18 protein-coding genes and 1 pseudogene are annotated in these 15,842 nt (G+C 45.4%); 14 read left to right on the forward strand and 5 right to left on the reverse strand.

Annotated features, from left to right (window positions below; translation table 11 throughout):
- Positions 1-262 (forward strand): annotated as a pseudogene (locus tag QUA24_RS24840) (IS1 family transposase); the annotation flags it as partial.
- A 426-nt stretch (positions 263-688) separates the two neighbouring features.
- On the opposite strand, the gene QUA24_RS24845 reads toward QUA24_RS24840, so the two are convergent.
- Entirely contained in the window at positions 689-1,621 is a 933-nt protein-coding gene (locus QUA24_RS24845; RefSeq protein ID WP_333232881.1) for a LysR family transcriptional regulator, read from the reverse strand.
- A gap of 297 nt (positions 1,622-1,918) precedes the next feature.
- Here QUA24_RS24845 and QUA24_RS24850 point away from each other — a divergent pair, with 297 nt between their 5' ends.
- The 4 genes from QUA24_RS24850 (at position 1,919) to QUA24_RS24865 (ending at position 4,537) form a co-directional block, all read left to right on the forward strand.
- Entirely contained in the window at positions 1,919-2,176 is a 258-nt protein-coding gene (locus QUA24_RS24850; RefSeq protein WP_333232883.1) for a hypothetical protein, read from the forward strand.
- Positions 2,177-2,267: 91 nt separating this feature from the next.
- Positions 2,268-2,531 carry a hypothetical protein gene (locus tag QUA24_RS24855; protein WP_333232884.1) on the forward strand — a complete coding sequence of 88 codons (264 nt, stop codon included), beginning with the start codon at positions 2,268-2,270 and terminating at the stop codon, positions 2,529-2,531.
- Positions 2,532-2,612: 81 nt separating this feature from the next.
- On the forward strand, positions 2,613-3,677 hold the full coding sequence (locus tag QUA24_RS24860) for a tetratricopeptide repeat protein (protein WP_333232887.1): 1,065 nt from the start codon (positions 2,613-2,615) through the stop codon (positions 3,675-3,677).
- Between the two features lie 350 nt (positions 3,678-4,027).
- Positions 4,028-4,537 (forward strand): N-acetyltransferase, encoded by a 510-nt coding sequence (locus tag QUA24_RS24865; protein ID WP_333232889.1) that lies wholly within the window; start codon positions 4,028-4,030, stop codon positions 4,535-4,537.
- 210 nt (positions 4,538-4,747) lie between these two features.
- Here QUA24_RS24865 and QUA24_RS24870 read toward each other — a convergent pair whose 3' ends face one another.
- The gene (locus QUA24_RS24870) at positions 4,748-6,325 is read right to left on the reverse strand and encodes an adenylate/guanylate cyclase domain-containing protein (protein ID WP_333232891.1); all 1,578 of its coding nucleotides are present in this window, start codon (positions 6,323-6,325) and stop codon (positions 4,748-4,750) included.
- 89 nt (positions 6,326-6,414) lie between these two features.
- Here QUA24_RS24870 and QUA24_RS24875 point away from each other — a divergent pair, with 89 nt between their 5' ends.
- The 9 genes from QUA24_RS24875 (at position 6,415) to QUA24_RS24915 (ending at position 12,863) form a co-directional block, all read left to right on the forward strand.
- Positions 6,415-6,675: a hypothetical protein gene (locus tag QUA24_RS24875; RefSeq protein ID WP_333232892.1), complete on the forward strand. Its 261-nt coding sequence runs from the start codon at positions 6,415-6,417 to the stop codon at positions 6,673-6,675.
- A 228-nt stretch (positions 6,676-6,903) separates the two neighbouring features.
- Positions 6,904-7,734, forward strand: coding sequence for a prepilin peptidase (locus QUA24_RS24880; RefSeq protein WP_333232894.1), 831 nt, complete (start codon positions 6,904-6,906; stop codon positions 7,732-7,734).
- Positions 7,735-7,795: 61 nt separating this feature from the next.
- Positions 7,796-8,011, forward strand: a complete 216-nt coding sequence (locus tag QUA24_RS24885) for a hypothetical protein (protein ID WP_333216843.1) — start codon at positions 7,796-7,798, stop codon at positions 8,009-8,011.
- A 132-nt stretch (positions 8,012-8,143) separates the two neighbouring features.
- The gene (gene accD, locus QUA24_RS24890; protein WP_333162292.1) at positions 8,144-9,094 is read left to right on the forward strand and encodes an acetyl-CoA carboxylase, carboxyltransferase subunit beta; all 951 of its coding nucleotides are present in this window, start codon (positions 8,144-8,146) and stop codon (positions 9,092-9,094) included.
- Between the two features lie 384 nt (positions 9,095-9,478).
- A complete protein-coding gene (locus QUA24_RS24895; RefSeq protein WP_333058460.1) occupies positions 9,479-9,670 on the forward strand; it encodes a translation initiation factor IF-2 in 192 nt (63 codons plus the stop codon).
- Positions 9,671-9,815: 145 nt separating this feature from the next.
- Positions 9,816-10,304 (forward strand): photosystem II cytochrome c-550, encoded by a 489-nt coding sequence (gene psbV, locus QUA24_RS24900; protein ID WP_333162186.1) that lies wholly within the window; start codon positions 9,816-9,818, stop codon positions 10,302-10,304.
- A gap of 154 nt (positions 10,305-10,458) precedes the next feature.
- The gene (gene psbV2, locus QUA24_RS24905) at positions 10,459-10,956 is read left to right on the forward strand and encodes a photosystem II cytochrome PsbV2 (protein WP_333232896.1); all 498 of its coding nucleotides are present in this window, start codon (positions 10,459-10,461) and stop codon (positions 10,954-10,956) included.
- Between the two features lie 125 nt (positions 10,957-11,081).
- On the forward strand, positions 11,082-11,420 hold the full coding sequence (gene petJ / locus QUA24_RS24910) for a cytochrome c6 PetJ (RefSeq protein WP_333232898.1): 339 nt from the start codon (positions 11,082-11,084) through the stop codon (positions 11,418-11,420).
- Between the two features lie 435 nt (positions 11,421-11,855).
- Positions 11,856-12,863, forward strand: a complete 1,008-nt coding sequence (locus QUA24_RS24915) for a CHAD domain-containing protein (RefSeq protein WP_333232899.1) — start codon at positions 11,856-11,858, stop codon at positions 12,861-12,863.
- 363 nt (positions 12,864-13,226) lie between these two features.
- Here the strand turns inward: QUA24_RS24915 and QUA24_RS24920 are convergent, their stop codons facing one another.
- From QUA24_RS24920 to QUA24_RS24930, 3 genes are all read right to left on the reverse strand, one after another.
- A complete protein-coding gene (locus QUA24_RS24920) occupies positions 13,227-13,724 on the reverse strand; it encodes a 2TM domain-containing protein (protein ID WP_333216601.1) in 498 nt (165 codons plus the stop codon).
- Between the two features lie 169 nt (positions 13,725-13,893).
- Positions 13,894-14,730 carry a cyanoexosortase A gene (gene crtA, locus QUA24_RS24925; RefSeq protein WP_333232901.1) on the reverse strand — a complete coding sequence of 279 codons (837 nt, stop codon included), beginning with the start codon at positions 14,728-14,730 and terminating at the stop codon, positions 13,894-13,896.
- A gap of 1,016 nt (positions 14,731-15,746) precedes the next feature.
- Positions 15,747-15,842 (reverse strand): PEP-CTERM sorting domain-containing protein (locus tag QUA24_RS24930; protein WP_333232902.1); only part of this gene is annotated, 96 nt, incomplete at its 5' end.

Genomic DNA, 15,842 nt, shown 5'->3' on the forward strand with positions numbered 1-15,842 from the left:
TGCCACCAGTGTACCGTCAATGTGCTGTAATTTATACTGACCATTGGAGTGCTTATGATTCTGTATTGCCCAGTAAATGTCATCGCGCCGTGTAGATAAAGATAGTGGTTTGACTAGCTATATCGAGCGCTTTAATTGTACTATTCGCCAACGAGTATCTCGACTGGTAAGAAAGAGCTTAGGCTTCTCTAAAAAATTAGAAAATCATATTGCTGCTATTTGGCAGTTTGTGCATCATTACAATGCTAATTTACAACTCTAAATGCCTACTTTTTTTTGAATTCAGTTTTATTCTCTCGATCCTTTCCTTCAGGGGACTACCGAGAATTTCAATTCGGTTTAGTATCAGGTGAAATTGACGGCGAAGTCGTAAAAGATGGAAAGGATCAGCGATTTGAGTTTACATGGGACGGTAATGACGAGAACGATCCTGCATCTGGTAGCGGTTGGCTCAAATTAAAGGATAAAAACTCGGTAGATGGTCGAATAAAATTCCACCAAGGCGACAGTTCTAGTCTTGTTGCAAAACGCATGAAATAGGCAATCAGCGATCGCACTATTGGTTATGCGATTTTTTTAAATTACAGATATCAGCAGATAAACGCAGGTACAATCCCATCCGCGTTCATCTGCTGATATCTACGGTAACAAAATCTAACTCTAACCAATAACAACTGACTGAGGTTTCTCATGAAGGATTAATCGGAAACTCGCCCTCACTATCAACGTCTGCGGCACTTTTAACTAAATCCAAAAACGCAAACACGGCCGGAATTAACAGCCCATCCCTCAAAACAGCAACCCCGATAACTCTCTCAAAATCCGACGGTAAACTGCAAACTTTCACCGAAGACGGTATCGGTTCCGCGGCCAAACGGGGCAGAATAGCTGCACCCAAACCTTGCATCACCATACTGACAATGGTTGAATCTTCGCTGAGTTCGTAACCGATATTTATGGGAAAATCTGCAGTTGTCAAATACTTACGAAGCGGTATCGAACAAGCATTTTCTATCGGCTGCAAAATCAGCGGATAATTCGCTAATTCTTCCCACGTAATCTTAGCATTTTTAGATTGCGCCTTCGGCGGCAGCAAAACCAAATATTTGTCCCGCAAAATTTCCCTAGTTTCAAATTCATCGGAGATGGGAAGAGAGACAAAACCGATGTCTGCTTTGCCCGATCGCAAAGCCTCTTCCACAGCTTGGGTATAATAAACTTCGGTAATGCTAACCGTAATTTTGGGAAAGCAACTGCGAAATTTAGCAATAATACCCGGTAGGATATGAGTTGCGACACTCCGAAAAGTAACTATCCGTACCTGGCCTCCCTGCAAACCTTTTTCTAAATCCGCTTCTTTGACCATTCTTTCTAAGGCGCAGGCTATTTGACGCCCGTGACTCACTACCCTTTCCCCCACCGGCGTCAGTTGAGCACCGTGTCGCCCCCGGTGGAACAGTTGCACTCCCAATTCTGTTTCTAAAGAGGCGATGGCGTGGCTGACTGCGGATTGGGACAGTTCCAATTGCAAAGCCGCCTCGCTAAAGTTTTCACAGTCTGCTACAGCTATCAAAGCTTGAATCTGAGAGAGTTTCATCCGCCGCGTATTGATTCCGTTCATAGCGTTTGTGCCAGTAGTACCCAAATTGTCACAAGGGCTTCGATATATCGATTTTATTCATACAACCTATGCAAGTAATGCTTTGATTGTCAATTGCTTGAGAGTTAAGGTTAATTTATCAGGTAACAGATAGACTTTTACAGAAATTGCACGACAACCATATTGTGCTGTAATTGCGAGGAAATTATTGCAGTTAAAAGCTATTTCTTGTAATTTTATGGGTGCAGTTTGTGTAGGATTTATCACTTTAAGGTGTTGGCTATGTCTACTTACAAAAGTCGGATAAATCCCCGAATAATGAGGTTTTTTTGGATAGCCGATCGAGCTAAACCATCCGAAAAACAGAAAGGGCAATCTCTCTTCTCAGCTATAAATCAAATTGGGCAGTTTTTACTCTACCTCATTTCTGGTCAGGACGAACTGAGAATTTGGCAGACGTGCGATCGCTATGGTAACACTTGGTGGCACGGTTGCGATCGGGCGACTGGTCGTTCTACCTGCGTGGCGACGGATGATGAAATGCGCGCTTGGCTCGATCGGCGTTATTGCCAATAGTAGTGTGTGGGTTGCGTGGAAATGAAGTGGAATACAGCCCTCGATTAGCAATTACCAATTAGCAATTACCAATTAGCAATTAGGAGATGCTATGCTTCAAATATCTTCCGAATGTGCAGCACCAGATCGCATTATTCTGATGGAAAACGAGGTATACCGATTGCCTCAAACTCATCGAGAAATTCAAGTTTTGTCAGGAATTGCTTGGATCACGGTTGACCAACAGGACATCATCTTGCAAAGTTCTGAAAAAGTATCGCTTCCACCCAGCAAAAACTTTGCTGTCATATCCGCTCTCAACAATATGCCGCTGATTATGGCCGTCTGGCAAGACAAAAACCCAGTTAGAACCTAGGGATTGAGAAAAAAATTGGCAGGAACACCCCAAAAAGCTCTATCTTAATAGTTATCACTTAGCTATTGGAGGACTCGATCGGTGCACCGCCGCTCTTACCACTTCAGCTATCTCGCAGCTATAAGTATTGTCTTATCGCCCGCACTCAGCTTGCTGGCAATTTCAGACGCCCGCGCTTATGCCCCAATTATAAATGCGAGGCGCACCCAAGCGAGCGAGTTTGCTCAGGCAACAGACCCCAAAATGCAAGCAGACGAACTCTTTAAAACAGCAGTAACACAGCACCGCGAGGGTTTGTTTCGAGAAGCAATCCAGAATTTTGAGCAAGTTTTGGCAATTCGCAAGCAACTAGGCGACAAACCGGGAATCGGAGAAACCCTCAATAATATGGGGGAAGTTTATGGCGAAATGGGTTCGCAGCCCAAAGCTTTGGAAGTTTTGCGGCAAGCTTTAGTCATTCACCGAGAAATCGGCAAAGGGCCTCGTATCGCGCGCACTCTCAATCTCCTAGGTTTCGTCAATCGGATTGGGGACAATTTTTCCGAAGCGATGAAACTGCACCAAGAAGCTTTGGAACTTGCCAAAACTGCTAACGACCAAATTGAAATTGGAGAATCTCTCCACAATATCGCGGCCGTGTACGCAGAACAGGTCAATTACGCCAAGGCGATCGAATTTTACCAGCAAGCGCGGACGATTCGCACGGCTGCCGGCGATAAACGTGATTTAGGCCGTACCCTCAATAATATGGGCGGCGTCTACTACAACATCGGCGACTTTAATAGAGCGATGGAATTTTACCACCAAGCTTTAGCAATTCGCCGGGAAATCGGAGACCGGGCTGGCGTCGGCCGCCTCCTCAACAACATGGCACTTACCTCTCGCAAACTCGGCAAAGATACTCAAGCGCTGATTTATTTTCAACAAGCAATACCGATGTTAGAAGCAATCGGTGACAAGACAAGTATCGGACGCTTGCTCAACAATATGGGCGCAATTCATGAAAGTATCGGTCAAAATGCTCAAGCTCTCGAATCCTACGAGGAAGCTTTAAAAATTGCTCGTGAGGGCGGTGACAAAGCCGGAGAAACTACAGCGATGGAGGGCATTAAGCGATTGTCTTCCAGTCAGCTTGTACCGCAATAAGGAGAGTTAAGCGGTTCGGCGTATCGGGTGAAGATTAGACTTGCATTGCATAAGTCTTCGTCGATAGATCAACCGCATATTTAAGGCAGAAAAACATAGATCAACGCAGATAATTGAAGCAAGTGAAAACGATTGAATGCAATCTTGTCTATTGGAAACGATCGACTTTGCCGACGGTTTGGCAATCATCTGCAAGTCGTTGTGTAATTGGTTGCCAAAAATATATAACTAAAAAATAGGAAAAAGGCTTCAGAGGCGCTATAATTTGATTAATATCGCGATCGCAACATAAAAATAGTTTCGGTAGTAATTCGTCTGCAAGATCGGCTGCACAACACTTAATTTAAGCTATGGATATCCGTACCGAAAAACCAGAAGATTTAGAAGCTGTTCGCAATATTAATATTGCGGCATTCGGGCGAGAAAATGAGGCTAACTTAGTCGATAAATTGCGGGGAATTGCATCTACATTTTCCTTCGTTGCGGTAGACTCCGATCGCCTTGTCGGACACATTTTCTTCAGTCCGGTTGTCGTCGAAGGAAAATGTTCTAGGAATGTGTCGATTCTAGGGTTGGCGCCAGTCGCAGTTCTTCCAGAATACCAGCGGCAAGGTATAGGAACGCTGCTGATTCGGGAGGGTTTAAAACAGTGCGCGCGATCGGGATTTCAGGCAGTGGTTGTGCTCGGTCATCCAGATTTTTATCCGCGTTTTGGATTCATTCCTGCTAGTAGAAAGAGCTTAAAATGTGAATACGATGTGCCCGATGAGGCTTTTATGGTATTGGAGTTAGACAGTGGAGCTTTGCAGGATTGCAGCGGCACGGTGAAGTACCGATCGGAGTTTAGTCTATGCGAGTGATATTAATTCCGCCATTCATCTCTCTCTGTGTTCTCTGCGGTTAAATCATTCCGATACAACCGAAACTGATCTGACGAAGTGGCAGTTTTTATTGTGATGTATCGTAAACAATTATAAAAATAACATTTAGTAGTCACAGTGGAAAGCGGTTGTGCTGTACTTGCCTTTATGAACCATAAAACCTGTACAACAATTACCTAACAAAGTTATTTAAACGCCCGCTTTCCCCTTCTCCCCTTTTGCACCTTGCAAAGCAAAAATCGGAGTTTGAGCAGATTTCCCCTTCAGAGCAACAGATCCCAAAGCCTCGCAAATGAAGTTTAGCTCGATCGACTCATACACCCTTTCAGCAATCAAAATTTGGTTTTCCCCGGCCTTGCTCATCAAGCGAGCCGCCGTATTCACCGTATCGCCGAGGATATTAAACTCCCTACGCCCTCGCGGTTCCCCAACCTCAGCAGCAAACACCGGCCCCCGCGACAGCCCAATTTGACAGCTTACTTTTACTTCTTCACCCGCGATAATTACCAGAGGCCAACCTACAATCAGATCTCGGATCGCAATCGCCGCACTAGCCGCGCGGCTGGCATCATCTGTGTGAGCGTCAGGTACGCCAAAATAAATCAGCATATCCGAACCGTCTAAATGCGCCGTTACTTTTTGCAACACGCCCCCTTTAGCTGACACTACAGCATCGATCGACGCAAACACCCGAGAATAACCCACTACCAGATTAATTTCTTCCTCCGGCGAAGCTTTCTCTACAGACTCCGGTAAACCAATCAAGTTGACAAACATCACCGTCGGTTCGGGAAAATCCGGCGGAATTTTCCGCCTGTCTGCATTTTCTACCAGCAGTCTCAGGATAGTTTTGGGAATATAACTAGCAAGGGGTTCAAGCCGATTTACAGCTTCCCCGATTTCTGTGACCAAACCTGCCACGCTGCGATCGAGCAATACCGAACTCGGCATCCGCCGCCCAGTCAAAGTGATATCATACTCTCCGAGTCGATCGTCCGTGAAATCGTCCGCCACCAAAAAATAACCCGGTTTCCCGGGTTCAAAACGAAATTGCTCTCCCAAAGACTCTCTAGCAGTTTCAGTCACACACACCCGCCCCACAGTTCCAGAACCCTCAGCTTGCTTGGCTTGCTGGACTGAATGCCCCAGCAGTACGTGAGCCATCCGCAGCGGGGTACCGATGTCAGCACTAATATAGCGACCGCAGTGGATGCCCACCCGCATCCTCAAAGACAAAACACCCCGCGCCGTTTCAATATTGGCAAATTCAGCCATCGCCCGCTGCATCCGCAAACCCGCCCGCACCGCCCTGGCTGTATCCTCTTGGTAAACTCCTGACAGAAATTGCACCAGCATCGCATCTCCGGTAAACTCCAGCAAATCCCCGCCCGATTTGCTGACAATTTCAATCATCGAGGCAAAATAGTCGTTAATCACGCCCAGCAGGCTTTCAGCTCCCTTGTGCCCCTGGGTCGCATTCGCTTCTAACAGCGAGGTAAACCCTGCCAAATCCGTGAACAGCAAGGTGCCTGTTTGCCACTGGTAGCGCACCTCGCCCGGATTGGGCGGAGATTCGGACACGGGTCGGGGCACGTAGTCGTGGAGGATGTAGCGTAGAGTTCGCAGGTGATCGAAAACCCCCATTAGCGTTGCGGGGGACGGATCTACCCACGCAGCAGCGTAAAGTTGAGCCGAAAGGAGCGAGCGCAGCCGCAGTTCGATCGCAGCTAAGGGAGGATTGTAGGTTAATCTATTAATAATTTCCACCTAAGTTTATTCTTAAAAAATAAGGTAAGTTCGATCGCTCTAGAAGCAACACCAATAGCTCGACTTAATACCATTATGATAAGTTTCCAGTGAACCCATACCAACCAAACCCAGAACCGACGATAGAAACTTCCGAAAGTCACAGTTTGCTAGCTCCCGATTTGATCCGAGCTGCTCGATCCGCCTATGGTATGTATCTAAAAGTGCATTCCGAGCAGATGCAGCGTCCGGCCGGTGTAGTTGTCAGTCTAGGAAGCGATCGAGGTCAGGTAATTTTTGCTTCGCAGCCCGTTTTGTTGCCCGGTGAACGTTTTGTTACTTTTGACGAAATTGAATCTCAAATGTATTAATTGGTAATTGGCCATTAATCACTGATAACTAATATTATGCCCGCTCCTACGATCGCAATAAAATAGGTTTCTAGTGCATACCTAAGTTTTCAGGATTTTATGAAAACTTGCATTCTTGACCATTAACACCTTTTATGATGGGTGACTGATCGGACACGCTCTAAAAAACTAACAACTAACAAGTGACACATAACCGCACCCAACAATGAACAGTCAACAGACAAATTAATGGAAATTATCTTTAATTGCCTTGTCACGGTGATCGTCTTTATTCTCGGATCGGCTATTGGCAGTTTTCTCAATGTGGTAGTTTATCGGTTGCCTGCGGGTTTGTCGGTGATCCACCCTCCTTCTCGGTGTCCCAAATGTTTAAATCAACTCAGAAATTACGAAAATATACCCGTTTTCGGTTGGCTGTGGCTGCGGGGACGCTGCAATCACTGCCACAGTCGGATTTCTGTCCGCTATCCGCTGGTGGAAGCAGCTACGGGTTTGCTGTTTTTGTTAATCTTCTGGCGGTTTGGGGTGACAGTGCAAACTCTGGGTTTTTGGGCTTTGTTTAGCTGGTTGTTGGCTTTGTCTTTGATTGATTGCGATACAATGACTTTGCCTAATTCTTTAACTCGATCGGGTTTGGTGCTGGGATTGGTTTTCCAAATGGCGAAAGGTTTGTGGCCGACATTTAGTCCGATCGACTCGATACACTATCTGGTACTCGATGGGATCGCGGGAGCAGTTGTCGGGTTGTGGCTGTTTGATGCGATCGGACTCGCCGGGACGATCGGGCTGGGGCAGAATGCTATGGGGGCTGGAGATACCAAATTAGCCGCCTTGATGGGAGCTTGGCTGGGCTGGAAATACTTGCTGCTAGCGGGATTTATTGCCTGTATAGCCGGGGCTTTTGCTGGTGGCGGGGCGATCGCTATCGGGTTACTCGATCGGCGTCAACCCATGCCTTTCGGCCCGTTTCTGGCTCTCGGTACAGCAATTACTGCTCTGTGGGGCGAAGCGATCTTATCTACTTACTTGCAGTTGTTTTTCCCGAATTTTAGTTTCTGATCTGCAGGTAGTCAGGCGCGATCGAACATAATATTGTCTCAAAAATTGGTAAAATTGTTCCGTGTCTTGGATTACACTTAAAACCACTAGCTTTCGTTGGGAAGCGGAATTAATGCAGCAGCTCCTAGCAGCTCATGAAATCCCAGCCCGGATTGTAGACTTGGGCATAGCATCTTATTTGGGTGCTGGAAGTGCTACAGCCCTGCAAGTTCTTCCAGAACACCAGCGAACAGCATCGCTCCTCATCAGTCCCATTGAAGAGGACAATACTCAGTAGTCAAGTCTGTTCTTTATTGTCAGTTGTTATGGGTTATTAGTTATTAGTTATTGGTAGCAGCTAACAACTCACAAATAACAACAGTCAACAGTCAACAGTCAACAGTTAACAGTTAACAATTACCAAGTTTTAATGTCTCTATTTGATTGGTTTGCAAATCGACGAAAATCAGTACCGAACTCCCAAGAACGGCCGGAACGAGAAATTGCGGACGGGCTTTGGAATAAATGCGAAGCTTGCGATGCCCTGAGTTATACCAAAGACCTGCGAGCAAATCAAATGGTTTGCTTGGAATGCGGGCATCATATCAGAGTTTACAGTGACGATCGCATCGAACAGTTGATCGATCCCAATACCTGGGTACCCATTAACGAAGGACTGCACGCCACCGATCCCCTGAAATTTCGCGATCGAAAAAAATATAGCGATCGACTGCGAGAATTTCAAGAAAAAACAGGCCACCTAGACGCCGTAGAAACAGGCATCGGCAAACTCGAAAATTTGCCCGTCGCCCTCGGAGTCATGGAATTTCAGTTCATCGGCGGCAGCATGGGCTCAGTTGTCGGAGAAAAGCTAACTCGCCTCATCGAACACGCCACGCGGGAACGCTTGTCCGTGATCATTGTCTGCGCTTCTGGCGGTGCGAGAATGCAAGAAGGAATGCTCAGCTTGATGCAAATGGCTAAAATTTCCGGCGCTCTGGAACGCCACCGGGAAGCGAGACTGCTTTACATCCCCATTTTGACTCACCCGACCACCGGCGGCGTCACCGCCAGTTTTGCCATGCTGGGAGACATTATAATTGCAGAGCCAAAAGCTACTGTGGCCTTTACGGGCGGCCGGGTAATCGAGCAAACTCTGCGGGAAAAGCTGCCGGAAAATTATCAAACTTCCGAATACTCCTTCGCCCACGGTTTTGTAGACTTGATCGTACCTCGGACTCAATTAAAGAAAACTCTCGGTCAGCTCATCAGTCTGCACCAGCCCCAGCCGTTCTTGGCTGGCTCGGAATTCTCCGCCCTTGATGGCAGCGACGGCCACGCTCTGCCCCCGCAGACTCACGCTTTCAAGCTTTCTCCCTAAGCAGCACCGCCGGATGATTGTCTATTGGTGAGTCTGGGGCACAGAGGGAAATTTCTGAGGAATTACGAAAAACCCGGCTTCTACCCAAAATATTGAGTTTGGTAACGAGACGTTCACGCAGACACCGGGTTTTGAACCCCGCCCGCGCAAGTGCTATTGGTAATAACGACGCAGCAGTGGGATGATATTGATCAGAAGTTGATTGGCCCTGAAGTTAGGCTGGGCAAAAATGCCTAGTCGCAGTTAGCGGTTAGTTAGCTTGCGATAGATCAAACAAAATCTCAGAACAAACTAACAGAACAAGCTAACAGCGCTTTCTAAAATTGTCCGGCTTTCAGTTAATAGCCGTCAACTCAATTTTGACCTGTCAGCGACCTAAAAATTATGGGTTTTGCAGACCTGTCCATCGCAGAAATAGCAGAGGACTTCAACGTCCCTGTTGAAGAAGTTATCCGCTTGTGCGATGAGTTGGAAATTGCCTACAAGCACCCTCAAACCCGTTTGGCTTTGGAGGATGTTAAGGCAATTATGTCCACTCTCGAAAAAAGGCGCGACTCAAAACTTCTTGCAGATTAGATCGCAAAATTCCTCTACCTTTAAAGGTATGGCTGCACAAACTTTGGCTAGTTGTTGCAGAAAGAGGGAATTTTGAACACAAATCTGTTTGCCAGGTATGATCTCTTAGCGTTCAATAATTTGCCGGATTTTTTTAAGGAGAACCATGCTTAAAAGATATTTCATTGCTCTGACCACTGTATTCTTGACATTTCAGTTATTTGTCAGCAGTGCGATGGCTATCGAACTGAGTCCTGAACTTCGCACTCTGCCTTTGAATGACAAGGGTACTCCAGTGGTGCTGAGCCTCAAACAAGTTGAGCAAGGCAAACGCCTGTTCAATTCGGCTTGCGCTCAATGTCACGCTGCGGGCATGACCAAAACTGACCCGAACGTGAATTTGAGCCCGGAAACTCTGGCTTTGGCCAACCCGCCCCGGAATAATATTGAGTCGCTGGTGGACTTTATGAAAAATCCCACCACTTATGACGGGTTTGAGGAAATTTCGGAACTGCATCCGAGCATGAAGAGTGCGGATATTTTCGCTGAGATGAGAAATCTCTCGGATGACGATTTGTACGCGATTGCCGGTCACATTCTGTTGCAGCCAAAAATTGTCTCCAAGCAGTGGGCTGGTGGCAAAGGCGCTCGCTAATCGATTTTAGATTTTAGATTTTAGATTTTGGATTTTGGATTGGGAGAGCGCTGAAGTTCGGCAATAATTGCTGGCTGGTCGTTTTTCGCTCTAAAATCTGAAATCTAAAATTTACCTCCGGCTCATTGATTCTCGCAAAAGGTTGTAGTCCCTCATGCTGCGTCGTGGTGCTTTTGTCTGCTTTCTGTTGGGGATGTTAATTATTTTGCCCGTGCTGTTGGCTCCTCAACCTGTTTTGGCTGCTGCCGATTCTTACGTCAATAGGTATTTACAAGCCAGCGAACCTGTGGCTCTGGAGTTGGACTCTGAGGGACATACTCGCTTGTTTTCGGCTCAGGATTTGTCTGCGGGCAAGGTGTTGTTCGAGCAAAGTTGCCTGAATTGTCACGTCGGAGGTGCTAATTTGCCCGATCCGACGATATCTCTGTCTTTGGCTGACCTCAAGGGGGCAACGCCTCCCCGCAACAACATCAATAGTCTGGTGGCGTATCTGAGAGAACCGATGACTTATGACGGTACTGAGGAGACTTTTTGGTGTCGCCAAGTGCCGGAAAGCTGGATGCCACAGGCTGAGATTGAAAATTTAGCGGCTTTTGTGATCCGGGCTGCTCAGAAAGCTCCGGGCTGGGGCGTGGAGAATTTTGAGAGTTGAACTGCCACTGCCAAAAAGTGGTAAATTACTCGGAAGAAGGCGATACGAGTGTGCGATCGCGCCTGTTTTAACAGGTAAAATATCTAAAGAATCACCCTTTGCGTGTCCATTAGAGGAGAACTGCGTTGAAAAGACTCTTATCGATCGCCCTGTTAGCGATCGCAATTTTTACCGTCGGCTTTGGCCGCCCTGCTTTGGCAGGAGATGCCGCTAACGGAGCTAAAATCTTTAGCTCGAACTGTGCTGCTTGTCACATTGGTGGCGGCAACGTGGTTATGGCCATGAAAACCTTGAAAAAGGACGCTCTTGAGAAGTACGGTATGAATTCTCTGGAAGCTATTACCACTCAGGTAACTAAGGGCAAAAATGCTATGCCTGCTTTCGCCGGCCGCTTGAAGCCCGAACAAATCGAGGATGTAGCAACCTACGTGCTCTCGCAATCTGAGAAAGACTGGAAAAGCTAAACTGCCTCTTTGAAGTCGGGCAGCCTGGGCGGGTTTGATTTAATTTAAAACTTGTCCTCCCGATCGCACCCTCTCTCACCCTTTGGCGAATAAACATCGGTTTGCAGCGATCTTAACCTATTTGGAAAAGCGCGCCAGAAATCCAATTTTTATGAGTTCCAGGGCGAGGGAGGGACATTTTATTTTAGATTTTAGATTTTGGATTGAAGATTTGAAGATTTGAAGATTTGAAGATTTGAAGATTTGAAGATTTGAAGATTTGAAGATTTGAAGATTGCTAAATTCTGATTTTGTATAAATTGTCAAGCAATTATATTAAGATTTATTGTGGCGGCGCTTCCAAAATTAAAAGTGTGTGCTAGGATATAACCCCTTATTAGCAAAGCCTTGAAATCCAAATTAAAGTCAATCGGGGATCTGGAATCTACACCTGCCATGAACGTAAAAACATCAGCAAAAGTTAAAACTCTCGGAGACGCTGCATCTGGGGCGATTGAGAAATATTTCCGCAAAAGTGTAGCGCACGAGGCTGAAGTTATCAAAGACAAAGACGCGGAAGAACTTCATCAAATGCGCGTGGGATTGAGACGTTTGCGATCGGCTGTGACTGGTTTTGCTCCAGTTTTAGATTGGCCAAAAGAGGCTTCTGAACGTAAAATTGGTAAGGTGGGGCGGATTCTGGGAACGCTCAGGGATTTGGATGTGATGCTCGAAAGTCTCCAAAACCGCTATTACCCGAATTTGCAGACTGACGAACAGAAAGTTTTGGATAAGGCTTTGTTGAATTTGCTCAAACAGCGCCACCGGGCTTTGAAAGGGGTGAGGGCGATTTTAGAGCACAAAAGCTACGAATCGCTGAAGCAGTCGATCGAGGATTGGCTGGAAAAACCGAAGTTTCAGGCGATCGAACATTTGCCAATTGCTGAGGTTTTGCCAGATTTACTGTTACCTCAAGTCAGTGAGTTTTTCCTGCATCCGGCTTGGCTGTTGGGTACGGAATATGAGGATGGTAAAGTTAAAGTTGTTGATGATTTAAATGCTGAGACTGTCGAAGAGAAGTTAGCAGCCGAGGGAACTATTCTGCACGATTTGCGGAAGCAAGCTAAGCGAGTTCGCTATTTGATGAATCTGTTTGGAGATTTTTACAGCGAGACTTACGAAGTTTATGTCGAAGATGTGAAAGCTGTTCAGGAATGTTTGGGCGATATTCAAGACAGTGAAGTTTTAGGCGAGTTTCTGACAGATTTGGTCGAGGGTGATCTGAAAAAAGAGTTGCCGAAGTTGGCTGGTTTGTTGGCCGCAAATCGCTATGCAGCTTGGCAAAAATGGCAGGTTTTGCAGCGCCGGTATTTGAGTTCGGAAATTCGGCAAGGTTTGCGATCTGCTTTAATTCATCCTGTGGTTAAAGATGCTGTTAATGGAAAGTTGCCCCAGGAAAGTTAGGTTTTTCGGGCCCAGAGAATGCGATCGACTGGCGGGAGGGACTAAAAGAGGGATATTTGTAGGGACACGGCATTGCAGTGTCCTTCATTGTGTAACTCAATAAAGGGCGATCGCGCTTTGGGATAGGTTCAAGAAAACATCTTAACAATTATTCTTTCCAGTAACATCGTTTCCGGTTGCATCAGAATCATAAAATCGAGTCAACAGTTAACACTCACATATTCAGTTTTTCGACTCCTCCTTCTACAGTCAACAGTCAACAATCATTCCGGTATAACCGGAATTGATATAACGAGTTAAAATCCGAATTACTTCACCAGGTGAAGTAAAAGAAAGGACGATAGCGTTTTTTACCATACCAAGTCACGACTGCAACCACTTCATAAACTTATTCGTCACAGTACCAATAGATTCTCCCACTTGTTTCTTCAACCGCCACCGCTGAAACGCTTCTTCGTAATCTTCCCCTTCAGTTTGATAAACATTCCAAGCATTCAGGGACAATCCCAAGCCCCACGTGAGTAAAATGAACAGTGACCAAGAAAGCTCGTGCGAACCTGCTAGGTTAAACAAAACTAGAAAAGTATTGATAATTGCGTACTTTGTCACATTTTTCTGCAATTTGCGACGACGGTAAGAGTTAAAAACCAGCTTTTCTTGAAATTCTCCTCTAGTTGCTAACCATTGCTGTTCCGCCGCTACAATATCCTGTTCGGAAATGCCCAATTCCGCTGCAATCTCGAAAAGCTGCACTCTGGATAATTCCCCTTCATCCTGTCGCCGCGCGATCGCAAGCTGTAAAATACCCTGAGCATCCTCTGAACCGTAAATGTGATTTATTTGACTTTCATTTGTCGCCATAACAGGTTTCCGATAATTTCTCACATCCTTTCTATGATAGATATAGACGCAGTTAAACGACAGGTAGTGACATTGGCGGATTTCAACACCCGGACATTTGAGTGAGCGAGACTCTTGACTATGGGAGGGGAAATCGAAGAACCGATATATTACCTCAAATTGCAACTAATTAATTTCCCGAACTTTGACTAAGTTTGCTATCTCGTTTCAACATAAATTGATAAAATATCCCAAACAAAATCACCGCAATCATTCCCACGACTAAAGAACCTTCACCCTCATGCCAATATTTAAACAAATCTAGGCGATTAGATGCAACTAACAATGCCATCCCCGCAACTCGCAAAACATTAATAATAAAACCACAAATGACAGCGACACCTATTACCAAAGCCTTATTTTGTTTAGTAGGAAACATGACCAAACAAATTACAGCTAAACCTAATAAGTAATTCATTGCCTCTATACCCGAACAACCCCCATTTACCAACACCCTTCCTGTCGGTAAAGCAACATAATTACCGTCACGTGTTACATTAAAACCGATATACCACAAAGAATAATAAGCAAATTTAGCAGTAAGCGAGGTAATAAAATCCACTAAAGGTAACGTAATGACACTGGGGGTGCCATGAAAAAATAGTATTACCAATTCACGCCAATATAGTTTTAAGTTCTGAAAACCTACCGCAAGTAGGCTCAAACCTAAACCCGACAAAAAAGGTGCAAGTCTTAAAAAAGGATCGAATTTACTCGAAACCACAGTACTTTTAAATAAAATAAAAGCTATTAATAGCGTCCCTGCTACTATCGATAATAGGTCACTTTTTATCTCACTCTGTTTGAGAATATCCTGGTTGTCCCACAGCAGGGAACCCACAGCGAACCAAAAAACTATACTCATCCAAAAATGAGCAATATCGTCCATTTTCCACAGGAGTGTCATATTCAGAGTTACTAAAGCTGTGGCGATAATGATGAGCCAAAAAAGTTTTCTCTTGAACATTTTAGATATTAGTTATTAGTTGATTGATTAGAGCCAAACTTGGGACAGTTTTTGATTGCCAACCGTAGAATAAGGGTTTCCAGGCGATTCGGCAATCAAAGTACCAACGGAAAATCGATGGTTTGAGGCTACGAACTAAAAACAGTCCAGACTATTGTTAGATCATATCATAAAAATAGTACCGGATGTGGACAAGTCAGTAGCTTGAAACCCTCCTACGGAAAGGAGTCGGGGGATTTTAAAGGTCGTAAATCTTGGAGATGATGTTAGTAGACACTCTGGAATTTGATGGATGGTGAGACTCAGATGCAACGCATAGCTCAGCATTAGGACACCTAGTGCAAAGACGGCTACTCAAAATCATTGGTTGGGTACCTAGCGCTTGCTTACTTGGCCCCTGTAAGCAAAGACTAAAAAGCGAGTGAATCAACAAAAATTAAAAATAAGTAGCCTCAATGAGGCTGGGATTTCTTGAGAGTAGACGCAATTGGCACCGCGCAGGGTGTGACTCTGAGGTTCGAGTAAATACGGCTGAGCGAGTTAGAGTTTGAGCAACGATCAATGGTGATTATCTCCTTTTAACTAATCTCAGTGTCTTTAGAGCGGAAATTATTAAGAAACAGCCTTAGGGTAGTTCTTAAATGCGCTGTCTAGGGGCGCCTTGACGTTCAATACCACTACCCTGGGGTGCTGTAATTACGCCACCCATCCAGCGATTATTCGCCCTTTAACAGTTCCGCATCCATTCTGATTAGTCCGTTGTAGGGATTGCTCGCCCTCTAAGATGTTTCAATGCCTAGTTGATACACTCGATTCCCAGGACTCAATTATAAATCTTAATAACAGCGGTAACGCTACAACTGCGTTTCATCTCGGCTTCCAAGTCTGGGGTTTTCAGGGTGGCGCGCTATCAGATACTAAAAACCTGGTTTCACCAAGAAACCAGGTTTTTAGCTCGAACATAAAATAATCAGTTTGGCATCAAGCCCGAATCGAAAACGAGTTTAAATGATAGCCTATTCAGCTTTTTGAGCTTGAGCGCGTTGCTTTTTGAACATAGTACCAAACCCAACAGCCGCTCCAGCAGCAAGCATTGTTAAAGGTTCAGGAGT

Origin of the sequence: Microcoleus sp. Pol12B5 (assembly GCF_036701335.1) — a bacterium.
Classification (GTDB): domain Bacteria; phylum Cyanobacteriota; class Cyanobacteriia; order Cyanobacteriales; family Microcoleaceae; genus Microcoleus.

What these genes read in the sequence shown, in the direction of transcription:
- QUA24_RS24895 (WP_333058460.1), top strand. Translation starts at nt 9,479, where the DNA reads ATGGGTTTTGCAGACCTGTCCATCGCAGAAATAGCAGAGGACTTCAAC.
- crtA (WP_333232901.1), bottom strand. Translation starts at nt 14,730, where the DNA reads ATGTTCAAGAGAAAACTTTTTTGGCTCATCATTATCGCCACAGCTTTA.
- QUA24_RS24915 (WP_333232899.1), top strand. Translation starts at nt 11,856, where the DNA reads ATGAACGTAAAAACATCAGCAAAAGTTAAAACTCTCGGAGACGCTGCA.
- psbV2 (WP_333232896.1), top strand. Translation starts at nt 10,459, where the DNA reads ATGCTGCGTCGTGGTGCTTTTGTCTGCTTTCTGTTGGGGATGTTAATT.
- psbV (WP_333162186.1), top strand. Translation starts at nt 9,816, where the DNA reads ATGCTTAAAAGATATTTCATTGCTCTGACCACTGTATTCTTGACATTT.
- QUA24_RS24920 (WP_333216601.1), bottom strand. Translation starts at nt 13,724, where the DNA reads ATGGCGACAAATGAAAGTCAAATAAATCACATTTACGGTTCAGAGGAT.
- QUA24_RS24865 (WP_333232889.1), top strand. Translation starts at nt 4,028, where the DNA reads ATGGATATCCGTACCGAAAAACCAGAAGATTTAGAAGCTGTTCGCAAT.
- accD (WP_333162292.1), top strand. Translation starts at nt 8,144, where the DNA reads ATGTCTCTATTTGATTGGTTTGCAAATCGACGAAAATCAGTACCGAAC.
- QUA24_RS24880 (WP_333232894.1), top strand. Translation starts at nt 6,904, where the DNA reads ATGGAAATTATCTTTAATTGCCTTGTCACGGTGATCGTCTTTATTCTC.
- QUA24_RS24855 (WP_333232884.1), top strand. Translation starts at nt 2,268, where the DNA reads ATGCTTCAAATATCTTCCGAATGTGCAGCACCAGATCGCATTATTCTG.
- QUA24_RS24850 (WP_333232883.1), top strand. Translation starts at nt 1,919, where the DNA reads ATGAGGTTTTTTTGGATAGCCGATCGAGCTAAACCATCCGAAAAACAG.
- QUA24_RS24845 (WP_333232881.1), bottom strand. Translation starts at nt 1,621, where the DNA reads ATGAACGGAATCAATACGCGGCGGATGAAACTCTCTCAGATTCAAGCT.